A 19616-nucleotide genomic window follows, 5' to 3' on the forward strand; every position below is an offset into this window, starting at 1 on the left:
GGCAGGATGTGCCTCCGGATTACAAGGCGCATGCGAGCCTTCGACTGAGAGGCCGGAACCAGGTGGGTGGGCAGCAAGAACGGATGGATATGGAGCAGGCGGGCAGTTCCCGAGCCGGGGGGAGCCCTACTTTCAATGTGCTGTGGCCGGGCGGCGAGACCGCCGCTGCGAGTGTGCGCACCACCGTGCTGGAGGCGGCGGCGCTGCTGCGCCGCCTGGGCGTTGACGTGCGCATGCGCATGCCGCGGCCGGGCACGCCGCAAGCGGAGGCGGGCCACCGCTGGGCCGATACGGTGCTGCTCGTCGACGACGCCCACGACCCGGCGGCCCTGCTGGCGCGGCTTGACGCCGTGGCGGCTGCGGCCGAGCACGTCTTCGTGTACGTGACGGGGCGTGGCCGAACACCGGCCGGCCCGTTGCCGGCGTCGTCGGCGCAGGTAGTGGTGCTGAACTCCCCGGATGAGGCCGCGCTGGCCGCGGCGTGGCTGCCGCTGGCCGAGCGGGGCGCCTCGGCCGAGGCGACGGAATCGGCCGCCGCGGGTGGCGTGGAGCGGTCGCGCCGGCTATTCCGCCCGATCTCGGCGAGGAGCGGGACGAGTGGCGAGGACGAAGGCCACGACCAACCCGGCGATAACGCCGACGACCACGCCGACGGCCGCGTAACGCAGCAGTGAGGGCGTCTGCGTGACCGCGCCGACCTGCGCCGAGCTCAGCAGGGCGAGGCTGACCGGGTAGTCGTCACCGGCCAACGCCCCCAGGTCGTCGGAGGCGTGGGCGACGACGGCGTCCGCAACCGCGATCGCGTCCTCGCGCGAGGGCGCCGACACCTGAATTTCAATGGCGGGGGAGTCCGTTACCCGCGTCGCGGAGACCCAGGAGGCCACCTCGGTCGGGGACTGGCTCAGGCCCAGCTCGTCGATCACCTCCTGGGCCACCGCCGGGGAGGTGATCACCGGCAGGAAGCCGTCGGTGGCGGAGTCGGCGACGGTGGAGGCGTAGGAGTAGCCGGTCATCCCCTCCTCCGGGTCCACCTCCACCTGTACATAGGCCATCGAGCCGGCGGTGTAGGTGGGGTCGGTGGTCGCGGCGACCGCGGCCCCGGCCCCGCCGCCGACGATGCCCAGGACGATGATCCAGACCAGGCCACGGCGCACAAGCGTCATAAGTTCCTGCATTGTTTTCAAATCCTTCCCGTTTTCGGCAGGTAGGTCGGGCGGGTGTCAGGCGGCGGAGGCAGCGCTGCCCGCGGAGTTGTGAGAGATGTGCCGCAGCGAGCCGGCCAGCGCCGCGCACACCCGATCCACATCCGCGTCACTGAGTGCGAGGTGCAGCGGCAGGGTCAGCTCCCGGGTGTAGAAGGCGTAGGCGTGCGGGAAGTCGGCGATGTCGAAGCCGAGATCGCGGTAGGCGGTCAGCAGTGGCAGCGGCTTGTAATGCACGTTCGCCGACACTCCCGCCGCGTACAGGTCCTGAATGACCCGGTTGCGTTCGGTGACCCCGGGCACCGGCAGCGTGGCGATCGCCAAGTGGCCGGATGAGGCCACGCCGTCGCCGCCGTGCTCCAGCAGCTGCACGCCGGTGTCGGCCAGGCCCTGCGCGTAGTGGGCCAGTAGCTCGCGGCGCCGCTGCAGGGTCTGCTCATAGCGTCCCAGCTGGGACAGTCCCAGTGCGGCCAGCGTGTCCGGCAGGTTGCACTTGTAGGCGGGGGCGATCACGTCGTACTCCCAGGAGGCACCGCGGGACTTGGCCAGGGCGTCCTTGGTCTGCCCGTGCAGCGAGTAGGTGCGCACCCAGCGGGCCAGCTCCTCGCGGTCGGTGGGCAGGTCGGCGCGCCAGGTCAGGGCCCCGCCCTCCGCCGTCGTGAGGTTCTTTACGGCGTGGAAGGAGAAGGCGGTCAGGTCCGCCAGGGAGCCCGCGGGCGTCCCCTCCAGCGAGGCACCCAGCGAGTGCGCCGAGTCGGAGATGATGACCGGCCGTCCCAGGGCGGCCCCCAGTCCGGTGTCGATCCGGCCCCGCCCGGCCAGGAGCGTGGCCAGGGGACGCGAGTCGAAGGGGATGCCGGCCAGGTCGACGGTGATCACCGCGCGCGTGCGGTCGGTGACCGCGGCGGCGATGCGTTCCACGCTGGGGAAGGGGGAGCCGGGCTCGGAGTCGACCATGACGATCCGGGCGCCGACGTGGTCGATCACGGAGGCCGACGCCGTGTACGTGTAGGCCGGCACGACCACCTCGTCGCCCGGGCCGGCGCCCGCGGCGCGCAGCGCCAATTCCAGGGCGGCGGTGGCGGAGCTGAGCGCGACCGCGCCGGAGGTGCCGGCCCACTGGGCCAGCTGCTCCTCGAAGCGGCGGCCGACGGGCCCGGAGGTGATCCAGCCCGAGCGCAGCACCTCCACCACCGCGTTGATGTCGTCCTCGGTCAAGGTGGGCGGGGAGAAGGGAATCATCGCAGGGCCTCCGCGGAGTCAGGAACCGGTAGGGCGGTGTCGGTGGGATCGGCGGTGGAGCCGGCGGCGACTCCGGGGGCCGGGCCGGCGGGGACGCCGTCGGGCCGGACCTGCGCGGCCCCCGCCAGCGGGTCCTCACCCACCGCCCAGGCGTGCAACTCCTCCACCTGCGGCGTCGGCTGCGGCTGTACGCGCACGTGACTCACCAGCGGATGGAAGGGGCGCTCACCGTGCTCGGAGTGCGCGACCAGGTCCTCCGACAGCTTCTCGCCGGGGCGCAGCCCGGTGTACTCAATCGGGATGTCCTTGCCGGACTGGGCGATCAGCCGGCGGGCGACGTCGACGATCTTCACCGGCTCGCCCATGTCCAGCACCATGGTGTCGCCGGGGCGGCCGAAGGAACCGGCCTGGAGCACCAGCTGGCAGGCCTCGGGGATGGTCATGAAGAAGCGCTCCACGTCCGGGTGAGTGACCGTGACCGGTCCGCCCTCCTCGATCTGCCGCTTGAAGGTCCACAGCATGGAGCCGCGTGAGCCCAGCACGTTCCCGAAGCGCACCGAGACGAAGCGCCGACCGCAGTCCAGGGCGGTCGCCGTCGTCATGCGTTCGGCGGCCAGCTTGGTGCGGCCCAGCACGGAGGTGGGATCGGCCGCCTTGTCGGTGGAGATGTTGACCAGCGTCTGCACCTCGTAGCGTCGGGCCAGCTCGATCACGTTGCGCGATCCCAACGCATTGGTCTTCCAACCCTCCTCCGGGTACATCTCCAGCATCGGCAGGTGCTTGAGCGCCGCCGCGTGGAAGACCACCTGCGGGCGGTGCTCGGCGAAGACCGCCTCCAGGGCCGCCCGGTCGCGGATGTCGCACAGCACCATGTCGCGGGTGTCCAGCAGGCCCTTGCCGTAGATGTCCAGCTGTACGGCGTGCAGGGCGGACTCGTCCCGGTCCAGCAGCACCAGCTCCTTGGGGCCGAAACGGTGGATCTGCCGGGCGAGCTCGGAGCCGATCGAGCCGCCGGCTCCGGTGACCAGCACGGTGTGGCCGGAGAGGTAGCCGGCGATCTGGGAGACATCGGTGTGAATCTCACGGCGGCCGAGCACCTCGGCCAGGTCGATCTCACGGATATCGGAGATCTGCAGGGCGCGGTGGGCCAGCTGGCGTACCGGCACGATCGTCATCACTCGAATGCCGTGCTCCGCGCAGCCGGTGGTCACCGTCTTGAGCCGGTCGGCGGGGAAGTCGGCGACGGCGATCACCACCGTGGAGGCGGACAACTCGGCGCAAACGTCGATCAGATCGTCTACGCCGCCGCGCACGGGCACGCCCAGGATCCGCAGGTTGCGTTTGGCGGGGTCGTCGTCGACCAGGCCGACCGGGGTGAAGGGGGAGGCGGCGTCGAACTTGGTCAGGTGGATGATCTGCTGGCCCACCCGGCCGGCGCCGACGACGACGATGCGGTCCTGGCCGCGGGCGACGCGCTGGTAGTACTGGGAGGCCCGGTAGGTGTTTACCAGCCGTGCCGCGAAGCGGGCCGTGAGCGCGGCCAGGAGCGCCAGTGCGAAGACGGCGGCGAGGGTGAGTGCACGCAGAGGCGTGTCGGTGATCAGCCCCCAGATCGCCGCCACCCCGAACATGACCAGGGCGGATACGCCGAACTGGGTGACGACGGCGGTGACCTCGTCGAAGGAACCGGCCGGGTAACGTCGGCGGTAAGTCAGCAGCCACAAGTAGCCCAGGCACAGGCTGACGACTGCGGCGACGGCGGCGCAGGCCAGCACGCTCAGGGCGGCGGGGGAGGCGAAGGCGTCCCCGTGCAGCCGGCAGGGCACGAACGCGGCGAGCAGCCAGAACAGGGTGTCTAGTATGGGCAGGAGCAGTGTTTGTCGATCAGGGGCGGAAGTGCTTGGTCGCATGAATGGTCACGTACCTCTCGGCTGGAGACCGACCCAGGGATCAGGGCGGCACCCTCGCGACCACGGCAACGTCGAACGCGCACAGAAGAGTGGTTTCGGCACCGGCGCAACGTCAGGGAAGCGGAACGAGGGACCATTACATTTAAAGCGCAAACGCGATTCTGGTCAAATACCAATCGTTTGACGGACACGGTGTGCGCGGGTCAGCATTGGCAGGTCATCACAGGCCTGTGCCCTGAACCCGTCTGCGCCCTGCAGCGATGACATGTGAGGAGAATCCCTGTGTCCACCGCATCCCCCTCCAGCCGCAGCCTGACCCGGGGCCTGCCCTGGGTTCTGGTCGGCAACGTCCTGTACATGGCTTCGGCGGCCCTGCTCACGCTGGTGCTGCCGCGCATCATCTCCGTGGCCGACTACGGGCTGTGGCAGCTGTACCAGCTGTACGTCATGTACTTCGGGTATGTGACCTTCGGCTACACCGATGGCGTGTACCTGCGGCTGGGCGGCCGCCGCTGGGCGGACATGCCCGGGCCACGCCTGTCCGCCGGCCTGATCCGCCTGTTCGCCCTCGACCTGCTGGCCTGCATCGGCCTGGTGGCGTGGGTGTGGGCGGCCGCCCCACCGCAGCAGCGGGGCCTGATCCTGGTGCTGGCCGGGCTGGGCGCCCTGTTCTACGTGCCGCGCACCCTGGTCACCGTGGTGCTGCAGATCGCCGGCCGGGCACGTGCCTTCGCCCTGGGCACGGTGGTGGAGCGGATGGTGACCTTCGTCGGCGTCGGTGGGGCCCTGCTGTTCGGGGTACGCGCGGTGATCGTGTTTATTGTCTTCGACGTGCTGGGCAAGGCCCTGGGCCTGGTGATCGCGGTGCTCATCGCCCGCGGGGTATTCCTTGCTCGCCCCGACTTGAGCTGGCAGGCCACGCGGGAGTTCTTCGTCGACTGCGGAGCGGGCATGTTCGTGCTGGTGTCCAACCTGGCCGCCGCCCTGATCACCTTCGTTGTGCGCTGGGCGGTGGAGGACCACTGGGGTATCGAGATGTTCGCGCAGGTGTCCCTGGCATTCCAGTTCACCACCATGTTCATGGTGCTGGTCAACTCGGTGTCCATCTCCGTGTACCCGCAGCTGAGCAACCTGGACCGCGCCCACTACGCCGACGCCTATGCCACCCTGCGCTCGCGGTTCGTCACGCCGCTGGTGCTCATGCTCGGCCTGTACTTCCCGCTGGCCTGGGTGCTGGGCCTGTGGCTGCCCAACTACGGGCAGGCGATCTTCTTCCTGGCGCTGCTGTTCCCCCTGAGCGTGTACGAGACCAAGAGCAGGGGCCTGTCGGTGGTGTTCCTGAAGGTGATGCGCCGGGAGCGCCTGATGGCGGTCATAAACCTGGCCTGCCTGGGACTGGCCGTGGTGGGCACGTGGTGGACCGTCTACCTGTGGGGTTCGGTGACTGCGGCCGTGTTCCTGATTGCGATGGTCTCGGCGGTGCGCTCGATCGCTTCGGAGGTGTTGATCAACCGGCTCATTGGCGTGCCGATTCTGGCCGATACCCTCACCGAGCTACTGGTGTGTGCCGTGTTCCTGGGAGTGGTCGCCGCGGGCGGGCCGCCGCTGGGGCTACTGGCCGTCTACGCCACACTGGTCCTGTACGGCTATGTTCACCGCGATGCGCTGCCGGGTTTGGGGGGCCGGCGCCGCGGTCGGCGCGCAGTCGACTAGCCCGCGTGATGCTGCCGCTGACGGTTCGCCGGGTACAACGACGGTTCGTGTCTTCCGGTGGACGCTTCGCTACTTCTTGCGACGGTTCGGCGCATGTACCCCGCTGTGTTGTCTCCTAACTTCTGGGACGGTTGAGTCTCAAGGGGTCTGGGGCTTTGACCCCGTGGTGGGTGGTGGGTGTTGCCGGCCTGGTGGGTTGGGTGCTGGTGGGTGGTGCGCGCCTCGGGCGCCCCGCTGTGGGGCAGAATGTCCGAATTCGGCACGAAGGCTGCCGGCGATCGCTATGGTCGTTTCTGAAACCGCATGATTCCAACGTTCTGGCCACGGCCGCCGGCGACGTCGGAGTCGTTTATGCCGATCCTGGACACTTTGGGCTGCCGAGCACGGGAACGAGCACCAGCGGCGAGCAACCTTGGGCGGACAGGCCCCCTACCCCCGCACCCCCGACCTCGCCCCGGAATGCAACATCACACCCCCCGGGGAGCTGGTTTGGGGGCTCTTCCGGTTTGAGGGTGTGGTGCGGGGAGGTCGTACTCGACCCGCCGGGGTCGCGTTCGGGCTGAAGAGGACGTACTCGCCCGGCGAAGACGGGTCGTTCTGGGGCTTGTGAGGTCGTTGTCAGTGTTGCGCGTTGTTGTTTGCCCGGGCGGGCGGGTCGGTGGGGTCCCATCGAGGACGTGGGTTAGCCCGCGAGGACATGGCCCGGAAGCGACAATGACCCGGCCGGCCTGACAACGACCCCACACACCCGAACCACCACACCCTCAAACCGAAGAACCGGTTTGGGCCCGCCCGGGACTCTCCAAGGCGTTGCCGTACTCGACGGCAACCAACACAGCCGGTTTGGGCCCGCCCGGGACTCTCGGCTCTGCGCTCGGGGCGCCGGCCGACGGCGGTAAGGCCAGCCGGGCCCGGCGCCTGTGCCTGTCCCGGGCTCCTACTTGGACCGCGATTCTGTGGTTGACCGCCTGGGGTGCGTCTGAGGCGGTCCAAGGGCAGCCCGGTGGTCCGGGTGCAGCCCGGCGGGATTGGGACCCGCCATCTCTACCAACCTCGGCCACGTAACTTCTACCGACCTCGGTGCGTAACTTCTACCGACCTCGGGGTATTGCCGGCTTCGCGCAGCAGGGCGGCGGCCAGGGACAGCACGGTCACGCCGAGCAGCGCCACTAGCACGCTGGGCGTCAGCCAGGTGCTCAGGAAGCCGGTGGCACTGCCGCGCGGCGCCCACAGCAGCGTCGGCACGATCACCAGGCGCAGGCCGTTGCGCAGCGGCTGCCCCTTGATCAGGGTGCAGGCCCAGATGCACACGGCGCCGTACACGGCTCCGCCCACCAGCACGCCTGCGTAGCCGTAGTCGTAGAAGAGCTCCGCGATGAAGGACGATCCCGTGCCGCGGCCGCTGAGGTACTGCGGCCCCAGCAGCGTGTAGGCGAAGGCGTGGGTGAAGGAGCCGCCGTGCAGGGCGTGCGCGACGGTGTTGCCGTGGTAGACCTGGGCGTCGAGCAGGCGGGCGGGCAGCCCGGAGTGCAGGAACTCACCGGTGTACCAGTCCTGGGGAATGAAGTCGGCGTAGGTGTAGGCGTTGCGCACCACAGTCGAGCTCACGCCCTGGCCGTACAACAGCTGCAGGATCGGGTTGCGGCCGGCGGTGTCCGAGGCGACCGCACCGACGCCGCGCGCCGACTCCACCGCGGCCAAGGCGACCGCGACCAGCGGCACCATGACGACGCCGACGATCCGGCCCGTCCTCCCGATGCGCCAGGTGCCGGGCGGGTCCTGGCGGGCACGCACGATCCAGTAGGCGAGGATGATGACCAGGCCGCCCACGAAGGTGCCGCGCTGCCCGGTCAGCAGACTCAGTGCCAGGTAAACGGCCCAGCCGACGCTGGCGGCCGTGACCTGGCGGCGCGGCGGGAACAGGCCCAGATAGATCGTCAGCACCAGCGGCAGCATGATCTCGATGCGGCGCAGCCCGTACATGGACCCGGAGGCGTCCTCCAGATCGGAGAAATCCGTGTAATAGGACAGGTAGCCGTTGGCCAGCACGTAGCGGGCCCGCAGCGCCACCGATATCAGTGACAGGACGAGCGTGGCCCAGTACAGGAAGCGCACGATCGACGGGTCCGCCAGCACGGTCGCGCCCTCGGGAACGCCAATGCGGGCGGAGCCGAAGCGCCCGCGGCTGGAGCCGGCGGAACCAGCGCCGCCCACCGCCCGCAGGCGCGACTTCCCTGTGCGCCAGGCACTCACGGCCAGCGCCCCGGCCAGAATGCCGATCAGGCTCAGCGCCAGGCACAGCTGCAGGTGCTCAGTCTGCCCCGGCGGCGCCTGGCTGGTCTCATAGTGGAAGAAGTCCACCGTGATTTCGCGCCCCAGCAGCAGCAGGAAGAAGGACACCAGGAAGGCCGCCAGGATGGTGCGCTCGGCCATGCGGGCGGCGGCGAACAGCAGCGCGTTCAGCCACAGCAGCAGAATCAGGACCCAGGGAAGCGACGCCTGGGTGGCCAGAGCCAGGGCGACCGCCGCCAGGTTGCACAGGGCGGCGACCAGCGCCAGCCCGGGGCGGCGCGAGACAGCGCGCTCGACCCGACGGCGTTGGTTCGGCTCGCCGTTCACCGCGTCGCCGGCTGATGACTGCTGTCCCGGAGCCTGTCCGCTCATGCTCGTCCCTCCTGCGCGGCGGCGCGGGATTCCGCCCCCTCCAGCAGGCCGGACAGCTCCGCGGCGAAGCGGGTGTACAGGGCGCGCGCGTCGCAGCGCTCCTCCCAGGTGCGCCGGGCGCCGGCGCGCAGGTCGGCATAGGCATCCTCATCCAGGCCCGCGATCTGCTCAATGGCGCCCCGCACTTGCGCCGGCGTCGGATCGGCGGGCAACAGAACCCCGTTGACGCCGGTGCGCACCAGCTCGCCGGTGCCGCCCACATCCGTGGCCACCACCGGGATGCCCGCCGACAGCGCCTCCATGATCGACACGGGCACGCCCTCGGAGGCGGAGACGTTGACCAGCAGGTGGCGGGGGGAGTGCACGTACTCCTCCACCAGGTCGGCGTTGCGCACGAAGCCCCGCCAGGTGAGGCTCACGTTGGCGGGCAGCTCGGCGTCGGCCTGCGCCTGCAGCTGCTCACGCAGCTCCCCCTCACCGAAGTGGTCCCACTGGACCGGCAGTTCGGTTCCGGCCAGCGCCTCGACCAGCAGGTCCAGGCGCTTGATGGGGACGATGGTCGAGCAGGATACGATCCGCAGCCCCTCCCGGCGGGGCGGCACCGCGGCGGGGACACCGTGATCGGTGGTGCCCAGGCGGGCGACGACGGCCTTGTCCGCCGCCTCCGGCTGCCGGTCCAGCAGGTAGCGCAGTCCGTGGTCCGCCACCAGGTAGATGCGGTCCAGGTCGGCCACCGTCTGTGCTCGCAGCGGCAGGTAGCCGCGGGGGGAGTACTCCTCGTACAGGTCCGCGCGGTGGGCTCGCGCCACCGAGGCCGTGCGGCGGAAGCGGCGGCGCAGTCGAGCAGCCATATGGGGCTGATAGGCGAAGCGGTAGGAGTAGAAGACCACCTCGTCGTCCGGGCCCGCCCCGGCCTCCCGGAGAAACCGGGCGACCTGGGCGGACTCGTGACGGGCGCGGCTGAGGAACACGAACAGGGTGACCACGCGGGAGGGGCTGAGCCGGCGGCGGCGGGCCAGGTCGGCCAGCTCGCGGTACAGGTTGGCGTCGCCCAGCACCGGGAAGGAACCGAGCAGGTAGAACAGGCGGGAGCGGAACGGGATCGCATGCGCGCGCATGCCCGCCGGCAGCGGGCGCACGTTGGCGCGCTGGTCCTCCCGTACCGACAGAGACATGATGTCCACCTGGTCGAAACCGGTCAGGTACTCCAGCTCGGTCGCCAGGAACGGCTCCCAGTTGCCCCAGGGGAAGGCGTTCGCCAGGATGACAAGTCGTTTCATGCCGCCTCCTGCAGTCGGAAGGTCACCTGGGCGGCCAGGGCGGCGGCCCGCTGCCGACACTGCTCCAGGTCTTGCCCGCGCACCACCACCTGTCCCAGACAGTCATTGGAGGAGGCGAAGCCGTCGATGCGGTCGCCCGGGCCGCGGAACAGGCTCAGGTCCACCGCCCAGTCGGGCAGGTCCCGGGGCACCAGCACGTCGGCGATGGTGCCGTGGGCGTCAGGGTCCGTGAGCATCAGTGCCAGGGCGGCGCCCGGCCCGGGTTCGCGCCGCGCCCAGGTGCCGGGCACGTCCAGGTCCAGCGCCTCCCGGGCCACCAGCTCGTAGTAGTCCAGGCCGTGCACGGCACCCATCAACTCGGGCAGTCCGTTGGCCCCGGCGCGGCCGGTCAGCTCGATCACGTACACCTGGCCGTCGCAGGCCATCAGGTCGATGTTGACGGCGCAGTCGTCCAGACCCAGCGCCGCCACCGCCGCGGCCGTGACCTCGCGAGCCTGGGCGGCCAGGTCGGCGTCGTCGAGGGGCACGTGGTGGCCGATGGGGATCGGCAGGCCGGCGGCCAGGTCGTCGCCGTGGACGGTGACGTGTATCAGCTCGCCGTCGTGCGCCAGCGCCTGCGCGCCGAACTCGCGGCCGTCCAGGAAGCGTTCGACGATCACCGTGCCGTGGCGGCTGAGGGCGTGGGCGCGATCGAAGGCGGCGCGGGCCTGGTCGGATGAGGCCACCTTGAACACGCCGGAGGAGCCCTGCAGGTCGGCGGCCTTGACCATGGCCGGCAGACCGACGGCGGCCAGGGCGGCGTCCAGTTCATCGCGGCTGGTGACCTCCCGGAATGGGGCGGTTGATACGCCGCGCTCGACCAGGCGGCGCTTCATGGCCAGCTTGTCCATGCACAGCCGTGCGGCGGCGCGGCCGATACCGCGCAGCCCCAGCTCGTCGACCACCGCGCCCAGCGCCTCCAGGCCCGTGTCCAGGCAGCTGGTGGCGACGGCGTCGACACCGGCCAGACGGGCCTCCCGGGCCACCGCGGCCGGGTCGAGCAGGTCCACGTCGATGGCCTCATCGGCCTCCTTGAGTCCCGGCGGCGGACCGGCGGTGAGGCTGGCGACTACCGCGGTGGCTCCCAGGCGCTTGACGGCGCGGATAAGCCCCAACTGGCCGCGGCCGGCGCCGATGATCAGCACGCGGCGGCCCCGCGCGGGCAGGTCGGCCGGCGTCGAGGAGGCGGGGCCGGGGGAGGCCGCCGTCGGCGTGGCGGCGGGGGAGGGGAGCTGCGCGTCGACCTCGATGCGGATCAGGTCGCGGGCCCGCTCGCAGGCGGCGACGGCGGTGACGCGGTCGGGGGCGGAGGCAACCACCACGCCCAGGCGATCCGTGCTGGAGTGCAGCGGGGCGATGGCCTCGCCGGGCTGCGCCAGGGTGATGACGGCGTCGACGCCGGGTACAGCGCGCGCCTCCTCCACCCCGTGGAAGGCGCGCAGCACGCCCTCGGGGGCGGTCAGGAAGCGAATGGCGGCGGCCCGTCCGGAGGAGGCCGGCATCTCGATCTTCTCCCCGCAGGCCTGCCGCAGCACCAGCCCGATGAAGTCGATGCCGGTGGAGCCGGGCACCACATGGGAGGAGACGAAGTCGCCGGCCATGCGGCAGCCGAACTCAATGAGCACGGGTCCGTTGTCCGTCAGCATCATCTCCACGTGGGCTGGGCCGAAGTGCATGTCCACGGCGGCCAGGCACTGGGCCACCAGGGCGTGGGCGGCGGCCAGGGTGTCGGCGTCCAGGTCGGCGGGCTGGGTGTGGCCGGTCTCAATGAAGTGGGGGCTGCCGGTGGTGTCCTTGTCCGTGGTGGCGACCACGTGGTACGTACCGTCCACGCACAGCACCTCGCAGCTGATCTCCCGCCCCACCAGCAGCTCCTCCACGATCACGGTCGGTTCGTAGGAGGGAGCCAGGGCATAGTCCAGTGCCCGGGCCAGGTCTGCCTCGCTGTCCACCTGCACCACCCCGCGGGACCCGGAGGAGTCCAACGGCTTGACGATGCAGGGCAGGCCCACCTGGGCGACGGCGGCGCGCAGCTCGTCCAGGTCGGTGGCCAGGGCGAAGCGCGGGTGGGGTACGCCCGCGCGGGCGACGGCCTGAAGCATCAGCGCCTTGTCGGTACACGCCGCGGCCGTGTCCGGCGAGACGGCGGGCAGACCGTGAGCCTGGGCGACGGCCGCCATGGCCCGCACCGGCCGGTCCGTGCCCACAGAGGTGACCCCCGCCAGCTCGCGGTCGCGAGTCAGGGCCAGCAGCCCCTCCACGTCGGTGGTGGACACGGCGGCGAACTCGTCCGCCAGCGCGGCGCCGGGAACGTTGGGGTTGGCGTCCACGACCAGCGTGCGCAGCCCCAGGTCGCGGGCCCTGCGGATCATCGGCACCTGGAGCGGAGAACCTCCCAGGATCAGCACCGGTGGGCGTTCGGCGGCGGGGCGCGTCGACTGGTCGGCGTCCGCGTGGGGCTGGATGGCGGGGGTTTCAGGGACGGTCATGAAGTGACTCCTTGGTTTCCTTGACGCCGGTTCTCAGGCGGTTTCCTTGGCGTCGGAGTAGACGGACTTGCCGGTGAGCACGGTCTGGATGGTTTTGAGCACGATGCGCAGGTCCAGGCCGAAGGACAGGTGATCGACGTAGTAGCAGTCGGCGGCGTAGCGCTCGGGCAGGGTGGTGGAGTTGCGGTAGAAGGCCTGGTTGTAGCCGGTGATGCCGGGCCTGACCGTGAGTCGCCGCCGCTCGTCCGCGCCCATGCGCTCCAGCGGCTTGGTCGCCAGGTTGGGGCGCGGCCCGATCAGACTCATGGTGCCGTTCAGGACGTTGAGGAACTGGGGCACCTCGTCGACGGAGGTGGTGCGCAGGAAACGGCCCACACGGGTCACACGGGTATCGGTGCGGGAGGCGACGGAGGAGGAGTCCGCGTTGCGGATATCGGGTGCGCCCACGGACATGGAGCGGAACTTGAAGATCTTGAAGGGGCGGCCGTGGCGTCCCCAGCGCTCCTGCCGGTAGAAGATGGGGCCGCCGTCGTCGAGCTTGATGGCGGCGCCCACGCCGACGGTCAGCACCCCCAGCACCGGCATGACGGCGAGGGCGGCGCCCACGTCCAGGGCGCGCTTGCCGTAGCGGGCATAGAAGGTGCGTGGTTGCTTCCAGGTGCTCAGGGTCGCCTGGTTCGCCATAGGAGTTCCCCTTTCGGAGGCTTCACCGGGGCAGCGGTCAGGAATGGGCAGGTGTCAGGAGGTAAACGGTCAGGAACAAGATGATCAGGAACAGGCACGGATCCGGTAACGGACGGGGCAAGTAGTGCCAGCTTAGCGGCTTTACGGGGGTGCGTGCACGGCGCACGCGTGAGAGATTAAGCGCCCAGCGCCCGATCCCTGGCAATGGTCGCCTGCACGCCGTCGACAACCGCGGCGGAGAAGCCCGCCCGCTCCAGCGCCACCAGCCCCGCCACCGTCGTGCCGCCGGGGGAGGAGACGGCGTCGATCAGGTCGGCGGGAGTACGGCCGCGCCCGGCGTCCCCGGTGTCGGCCGCCTCGGCTTGCACGGTCAGGGCCGAGCCGAGCACCGCCTGGGTGACGATCTGAACCGCCTGCGCCTTGGGAATGCCGGCGGCCACTCCGCCGCGCGCCAGCGCCTCGATGAACTGGAACACGAAGGCGGGGGAGGAGCCCGCCAGCGCGGTGAACGCCGAGAAGTCCTTCTCCGCCAGCACCACGGTGCGGCCCACGGTACTCATGAGGGCACGCGCGGTCTCCAGGTCGGCGGCGTCGGCTGTGGCGCCCGCCGCCAGGGCGGTCATGGACTGGCCCACCGCCGCCGCCATATTCGGCATGGCCCGCACCACGCGGGCCCTCGGGGGCAGCATCTGCGCCAGGCGCTCGGTGCTCAGCCCCGCCGCAATCGAGAGCACCAGCGGGCGGCGGGCGGCCAGCGCGTCGGCGAGGGACTCCAGCACTTCCGGCACTACGTGCGGCTTGACCGCGAGTACCACCACATCACTGGCCGCCACCAGGTCCGCCGGCGCCGGGACGTGCCGCGCCCCGGTGGCGGCGGCCAGGCGGGAGGCGGAGTCGTGTGCACTGGTCAGTAGCACGTCGGTGGTGGGCGTGCCCGCCGCGATGGTGCCGCGCACGATCGCTTCCGCCATATTGCCCGCACCGATGAAGCCGTAGACCGCCATGCCTCCAGACTAGTAGACGACCGGTAGGCGCTCGCGGTTCTTGGGTCCGGCTCCGTCGGCGGCCTTTATTGGTCTTCGTGTTCGGGTGTGTGATGGGCCGGCGGGCGGGGCATGTGTTTGGACTGCCGGGCGTGCGCGCCCCGGGGCGTCTGGGGGACGGCCCCAATGTCACTGGCATGCGCCGTCAAGGGGCCGCGGCCCCCGACCCGGCGCCCACATGACTCCAACGCCTCCGACGAATCGCCCGCGGTCGCCAGCACCGCCGCCCCGAGTACGACCTCCCGCACCCGAAAACGTCCTCCTTGGCCCGAGGACGACCTGGGCTCGGCCAAAACGACCTCGTCAGCCCGAAACGCTCCACATTCGGGAGGGTTTGGGGCCGATGAGGTCGTATTCGGCGCGTTGGCACCTACCGAGTACGACCTCGCCGTCCCGAGTACGACCTCCCGCACCCCGAAAACGTCCTCCTACGCCCGATAACGACCATCGGAATCGCAGCCCCGCCCCCGAACCACCACACCCACAAACACGAAGAGCCCCTAGGTCCTGTTGTGTAAGTGCTTGGGTGGTGGTGTGTGGCTGGGTGGTGGTGTGTGGCTGTTGAGCCTGTCGGTTGGACCGCTGTTCCCCGGTTGGACCCCTGTTCCCCGGTTGGACCGCCGTAGCCGCCGGTTACAGCGGTCCAACGGGGCGTGGGCGGTCCAACCGGGGCGGTGCAAGACCCACTTGCCCCTTCGACGGGCGCACACCAAGCCCACTCAAGCTGGGGCGCCGTAGCCACCAGGTACGACGAACTCGCCATCCGCTATCAGACCACCACCCACATCGCCAGCACCGACCCACCACCACAAACGACTTACACAACACGACCTAAGGCCCGGTGAAAGAGGACAATGGCGGCATGAGCCAAGCCACTTCCGCCCCAATTTCGTTCCCTACTTCGCGTCGCGCCCTGGTCACCGGGGCCTCCACCGGCATCGGCGCAGCCACCGTCCGCCTGCTGCGCGCCCACGGTTGGGAGGTGGTCGCCACCGCCCGACGCAGCGAGCGCCTGGCCGCCCTGAGTGAGGAGACCGGCTGCACCTGGGTGGCTGCCGACCTGCAGCAGCCCGCCGACGTCGCGCGCCTGGTCGAGCAGGTGCAGGCCGGCGGCCCGGTCGACGCCGTCATCAACAATGCCGGCGGTGCTCTGGGCGCGGATCCGGTGGCCACGGGCAGCGTCGAGGAATGGGCCACCATGTACGAGCGCAACGTCCTGGCGGCGCTGCGGGTCACCCAGGCGTTCCTGCCGGAGATGCGTGAGCGGGGCGGCGACCTGGTGTTCCTCACCTCCACCGCCGCGCACGACACCTACCCCGGGGGCGGGGGTTACGTGGCCGCCAAGCACGCCGAACGGATCATCGCCAACACTCTGCGTCTGGAACTGGTCGGCGAGCCCGTGCGCGTCATCGAGATCGCCCCGGGAATGGTGGCGACTCCCGAGTTCTCCCTGAACCGCTACCACGGCGACAGGGAGCGCGCGGCCGCCGTCTACGCGGGCGTCGCCGAGCCACTGGTGGCCGAGGACATTGCCGAGTGCATCGTGTGGGCGCTGGAGCGGCCCGCACACGTCAACATCGACTCACTCATCGTGCGCCCCCGGGCGCAGGCCTCCAACACGGTGGTGGCCCGCGACTGAGGCGGCGCGCCCAATACACAGCTGCGCCACAGCGCCGGTACGTGGGCGATTCAGCCGCGGTGCCTAGCTTCGGCCTCGCCTCGACACTGCGAGGCCCACCGCGTACCGAAAGGACTCAGATGACCGAGCCCAGGCCCGACGACTTCGACGTCACCGCCCGCATCCCCACCCCCGACGCCTCCACACAGCACCCGACGTCGGCCGATGGAGCCGACGCGGGCTTGACGAACGACGCCGCTCCCGCACGGACCAAGCGGCAGCGTCCCTGGTACCGGCGCGCCTGGGTCGCCGTCGTCGCCGTGGTCGCTCTCGCTGCGGCCGCCTTCGGCGCCGGCTGGGGCACGAACGAGCTGCTCTCGCCCGACCAGGCCCCGGCCGGCAGCGAGCGCAGCGGCTTCGACCCGCGGCAGGGCGGGCCGGGTGATGGTCAGATGCCGGGCGGCGGCCAGATGCCCGGCGGCCGGGGGGAGCAGGGCGGCGGTGCCGGACGCACCACGCCCAACGACGACGCCACCGGCGGCTCCGACGGCGGCGCCACCTCCGAGGACGGCAACAGCGCCGGCGTGCTGCAGAACGAGAACACCTCGGCCTGACCGGCGTCAGTGCCCGGGCTCGAACAGAGGGCCCAGATCGTCGACGGTGCGGCGCGCCCAGGGGGTGGCCGCGAGCAGGCCGAGGGCAGTGATTAGCGCGCCCGCCAGCGCCATCGCCACCCAGATGGGGCGGGCCGAGACCAGAGTCAGGCCGCCGTTGCCGGAGACCAGCCCGGCCAGGGCCACCCCCAGCGCGATGCCGACCTGCCGGCTGGATGCCGCCACCCCGGACGCCGCCCCCGCTTGGGACAGCGGCATACCCGCCACCGCCGTCGTCGTGATCGGCGGGTTCACCAGCCCCAGGCTCAGACCGATCAGGGCGAACAGGCCCGCCAGGGGTGGCATGCCGACGTCGTCGGGGATGACCGCCAGAACGCAGCCGGCAGCCGCCAGAATCAAGCCTCCGAGCACGAGCGGCGGCCGGGTGCCTCGCGCCGAGACGAGACGACCCGATACGGGCGCGGCCACCGCCTGGCACAGGGCCAGCGGAATCAGGGCCGCGCCCGCCTGCAGCGGGGAGAAGCCGCGCGTCTCCTGCAGGTAGACGCTCATGATGAACATGAACCCACCTTGGACGGCGAACAGGGCCAGGGCGGTGATGACCGAGGAGGTGAACGGCACGGAGTGGAAGAAGCGCGGATTCAGCACCGGCTGACTCACGCGCCGCTCGACGACGACGAACAGCGCCGCCGCGCCCAGCCCCACGGTCAGCGGTGCACCCAGCCCCCGTTCGGGCGCCTCGATCAGGACGGCCACCACCGCGGTCAGCAGCACCACCAGCAGCACCTGACCGGGCAGGTCGAAACGGCGGGGCACCGCGCTGCGGGACTCCGGCACGAAGACCACCGTCATGGCCAAAACCGCCAGCGCCACGGGCACGTTCATCCAGAACACGGCGTGCCAGCTGAAGGCATCCACCAGTAGACCACCGACCAGTGGGCCGACGCCCAGCGAAACGCCCACCACCGCGCCCCAGGCGCCGATCGCGCGGGCGCGGGCATGCGGTTCGGTGAAGGTGGTGGTGATGATGGACAGCGCCACCGGGTTGAGCATGGATGCGCCCAGGGCCTGCACGCAGCGGGCCGCGATCAGCAGCTCCACATTGGGTGACATTGCGCTAAGCGCCGAGCCGAGGGCGAAGGTGAAAAGACCGAGGGCGAAGGTGCGCCGCCGCCCCACCCGGTCGGCGGTCGTGCCCGCCATGAGCAGGAAGGCGGCGACCACGAGGGTGAAGGCGTCCACAGTCCACTGCAGCGCGGCCGTCGAGGCCCCCAGGTCGCGGCGCAGCGCGGGCAGGGCGACGTTGACCACGGAGGCGTTCATGGTGGAGATGAACAGGCTCATGCAGCAGGTGATCAGGATCCAGGTGCGTCGTCGTGCGGATGCGGCGCCTTCCGGTGTGGTGCTCACCGCGGTCGCATCGGTTGTAGGCACGTCCCGTTCCCTCCCGCACTGGTGCTGCGGTTGCAGCTTAGCCCGCGGCAACGGGGGCTAAGCTGACGCGCCCGCGGGCGCATTCAATACCGATTTCGCTGCCGACGGCCTCCCGGTAGCGTTGGGCGACCACGCGGGCGACCGCCGGGTGAGCGCCGATGGGAGCGGCGACGAAGCTCGCCTCGCTCCGGTACAACGCGCGGGAGAACTTGCCCTCGGCGAGCAGATACGGGGCCACCGCAATCGTCCGCGCGCCCTCCCGACGCCAGGAGGCCACCGCCTCCCGGGCCGTGGGCGAGGTCTTGGCCAGGTAGGCGGGCCGGACGGGAACACCGAGCTCCCGCGCCAGCAGCGCCGCCGCCTGCTCGGTCTCCCGCACGGGTCGACGCCTGAACGATCCCGAGCCGGCCAGCACGACGCCGTCGAGGCGGGTGACGGCAGTGCCGGCCTCCGCCGCTGCCTGCCGGAGGCGGTCGGCCACCACCGTGATAATCGTGGCTTCGGGCCCCAGATGCCGGGTGGCGCTGCCGGACCCGTGCTCGGCGAGCAGACCGGGCAGGTCGTGCAGGACGTGGTAGCCCCCACCCAGGAAGAAGGGGACCACGACGGGATCGTGCAGCCCCGAAAAGGCCTCCCGGGCCGTCGGGTTTTGGAACTCCACGAAGCCGTGGCGCACGACGACTCCTGGCAGGAGGTCGGCCACTTGCGCACTGACCTGTTCGAGCACCGGGAGCGCGCCGGGTGCGCGGGTGCCATGCGCCAGCACCACCAGGGGACGCGTCTTCATGCCGCCTGCACCTCCGCGACGACGTTGGTGCGGCGGGTGCGGTGCACCGTGAGGGCGATGAGCGGCAGCAGCGCCGCAACCAGCGCCGACAGCGTCCACGCGGTGACCGTGGTGCTTAGACCGAGTGTCTCCAGAACCGTCACCGTATTCGTCACCACGATCAGGCCGCCGACGGCGGTTCCCAAGATCGTGCCCGGCATCCGGGACACCGCCCAGGCGGCCAGCGGGGCGGCCAACATGCCGCCGCCCAGCAGGGCGACGACGACGCCGAAGTCGATTCCGGCCGTCCCCAGCCCGAGGAGGAAGCCCAACGACGCGGTCACACTGACTATGAACTCGGCGGTGTCCACACTGCCGACGATGGTGCGCGGGGCGGTGCGGCCGCGCGACAGCAGGGTGGTGGTGACCACCGGCCCCCAGCCTCCGCCGCCGGTCGCGTCGATGAAACCGCCGATCAGGCCCAGTGGCGTCAGCAGCCGGGAGGTGTGGGGGCTGTTGCGTGCGGTAGCGCCGGTCGGCGGCCGCACGGCGAAGCGCACCAGCACATATATGCCCAGCACCAGCAGGATGGTGGTGGTCACGGGGGTCGCCGCGGCCGTGGCGAGCCGGGACAGCACGGTGGCGCCCAGGAATGCGCCGACGGCGCCGGGGACGGCGAGGCGGGCCACCAGTGCCCGGTCGGTGTTGCCCAGGCGCAGGTGGGAGACACCGGACATGAGCGTGGTCCCGATCTGGGACAGGTGGACGCTGGCGCTGGCCAGTGCCGGGCTCAGGCCGACGGCGAGCAGCAGCGAGGAGCTGGTGACGCCGTAGCCCATGCCCAGGGTCCCATCCACGAGTTGCGCGACCAGGCCGACCAGGGCGAGGAGGATGAGTGCGAGCATGATGATCCTTCAG

Annotated in this window: 15 protein-coding genes; 4 read left to right on the forward strand and 11 right to left on the reverse strand. The window is 70.8% G+C overall.

What is annotated here, in order from left to right; all coding sequences use genetic code 11:
- Positions 1-83 precede the first annotated feature (83 nt).
- Positions 84-674: a hypothetical protein gene (locus tag ACGLYG10_RS12870; RefSeq protein ID WP_139240994.1), complete on the forward strand. Its 591-nt coding sequence runs from the start codon at positions 84-86 to the stop codon at positions 672-674.
- On the opposite strand, the gene ACGLYG10_RS12875 is transcribed toward ACGLYG10_RS12870, so the two are convergent.
- The 3 genes from ACGLYG10_RS12875 to ACGLYG10_RS12885 are packed head-to-tail and all read right to left on the reverse strand — an operon-like array spanning position 564 to position 4354.
- Positions 564-1175 carry a Wzz/FepE/Etk N-terminal domain-containing protein gene (locus ACGLYG10_RS12875; RefSeq protein ID WP_073332786.1) on the reverse strand — a complete coding sequence of 204 codons (612 nt, stop codon included), beginning with the start codon at positions 1173-1175 and terminating at the stop codon, positions 564-566. The two genes, ACGLYG10_RS12870 and ACGLYG10_RS12875, sit on opposite strands and share 111 nt — an antisense overlap.
- Positions 1176-1220: 45 nt before the next feature.
- Complete coding sequence (locus ACGLYG10_RS12880) at positions 1221-2444, reverse strand: DegT/DnrJ/EryC1/StrS family aminotransferase (protein WP_073332789.1); 1224 nt, start codon at positions 2442-2444, stop codon at positions 1221-1223.
- Complete coding sequence (locus tag ACGLYG10_RS12885) at positions 2441-4354, reverse strand: polysaccharide biosynthesis protein (RefSeq protein ID WP_073332791.1); 1914 nt, start codon at positions 4352-4354, stop codon at positions 2441-2443. The genes ACGLYG10_RS12880 and ACGLYG10_RS12885 overlap by 4 nt, the downstream gene beginning before the upstream one ends.
- Before the next feature lie 282 nt (positions 4355-4636).
- Here ACGLYG10_RS12885 and ACGLYG10_RS12890 point away from each other — a divergent pair, with 282 nt between their 5' ends.
- The gene (locus tag ACGLYG10_RS12890; RefSeq protein ID WP_073332793.1) at positions 4637-6067 is read left to right on the forward strand and encodes a lipopolysaccharide biosynthesis protein; all 1431 of its coding nucleotides are present in this window, start codon (positions 4637-4639) and stop codon (positions 6065-6067) included.
- 1068 nt (positions 6068-7135) lie between these two features.
- Here the strand turns inward: ACGLYG10_RS12890 and ACGLYG10_RS12895 are convergent.
- The 5 genes from ACGLYG10_RS12895 to proC all read right to left on the reverse strand — a co-directional run bounded on the left by ACGLYG10_RS12895 (position 7136) and on the right by proC (position 14227).
- The gene (locus ACGLYG10_RS12895) at positions 7136-8731 is read right to left on the reverse strand and encodes an O-antigen polysaccharide polymerase Wzy family protein (protein ID WP_073332796.1); all 1596 of its coding nucleotides are present in this window, start codon (positions 8729-8731) and stop codon (positions 7136-7138) included.
- Positions 8728-10011, reverse strand: coding sequence for a glycosyltransferase (locus tag ACGLYG10_RS12900; protein WP_073332799.1), 1284 nt, complete (start codon positions 10009-10011; stop codon positions 8728-8730). The genes ACGLYG10_RS12895 and ACGLYG10_RS12900 overlap by 4 nt, the downstream gene beginning before the upstream one ends.
- Positions 10008-12539, reverse strand: a complete 2532-nt coding sequence (locus ACGLYG10_RS15635) for an ATP-grasp domain-containing protein (RefSeq protein WP_083565913.1) — start codon at positions 12537-12539, stop codon at positions 10008-10010. The genes ACGLYG10_RS12900 and ACGLYG10_RS15635 overlap by 4 nt, the downstream gene beginning before the upstream one ends.
- Before the next feature lie 33 nt (positions 12540-12572).
- Positions 12573-13223, reverse strand: a complete 651-nt coding sequence (locus tag ACGLYG10_RS12915; protein WP_073332802.1) for a sugar transferase — start codon at positions 13221-13223, stop codon at positions 12573-12575.
- A 176-nt stretch (positions 13224-13399) separates the two neighbouring features.
- A complete protein-coding gene (gene proC, locus ACGLYG10_RS12920; protein WP_073332804.1) occupies positions 13400-14227 on the reverse strand; it encodes a pyrroline-5-carboxylate reductase in 828 nt (275 codons plus the stop codon).
- 901 nt (positions 14228-15128) lie between these two features.
- On the opposite strand from proC, the gene ACGLYG10_RS12930 reads away from it, so the two are divergent.
- Positions 15129-15905 carry an SDR family NAD(P)-dependent oxidoreductase gene (locus tag ACGLYG10_RS12930; RefSeq protein ID WP_073332809.1) on the forward strand — a complete coding sequence of 259 codons (777 nt, stop codon included), beginning with the start codon at positions 15129-15131 and terminating at the stop codon, positions 15903-15905.
- A 119-nt stretch (positions 15906-16024) separates the two neighbouring features.
- The gene (locus tag ACGLYG10_RS12935; RefSeq protein WP_073332812.1) at positions 16025-16498 is read left to right on the forward strand and encodes a hypothetical protein; all 474 of its coding nucleotides are present in this window, start codon (positions 16025-16027) and stop codon (positions 16496-16498) included.
- A 6-nt stretch (positions 16499-16504) separates the two neighbouring features.
- Here the strand turns inward: ACGLYG10_RS12935 and ACGLYG10_RS12940 are convergent, their stop codons facing one another.
- From ACGLYG10_RS12940 to ACGLYG10_RS12950, 3 genes are read right to left on the reverse strand one after another with little or no spacing between them, the layout of a single operon-like run.
- Positions 16505-17932 (reverse strand): MFS transporter, encoded by a 1428-nt coding sequence (locus ACGLYG10_RS12940; RefSeq protein ID WP_211483024.1) that lies wholly within the window; start codon positions 17930-17932, stop codon positions 16505-16507.
- 37 nt (positions 17933-17969) lie between these two features.
- Positions 17970-18719 (reverse strand): sirohydrochlorin chelatase, encoded by a 750-nt coding sequence (locus ACGLYG10_RS12945; RefSeq protein ID WP_073332814.1) that lies wholly within the window; start codon positions 18717-18719, stop codon positions 17970-17972.
- Positions 18716-19603: a sulfite exporter TauE/SafE family protein gene (locus ACGLYG10_RS12950; RefSeq protein WP_073332817.1), complete on the reverse strand. Its 888-nt coding sequence runs from the start codon at positions 19601-19603 to the stop codon at positions 18716-18718. Before ACGLYG10_RS12950 ends, ACGLYG10_RS12945 begins: the two co-directional genes overlap by 4 nt.
- Positions 19604-19616 lie beyond the last annotated feature (13 nt).

It is taken from the genome of Actinomyces glycerinitolerans, from assembly GCF_900098745.1.
In the GTDB taxonomy this organism is placed as follows: domain Bacteria; phylum Actinomycetota; class Actinomycetes; order Actinomycetales; family Actinomycetaceae; genus Actinomyces; species Actinomyces glycerinitolerans.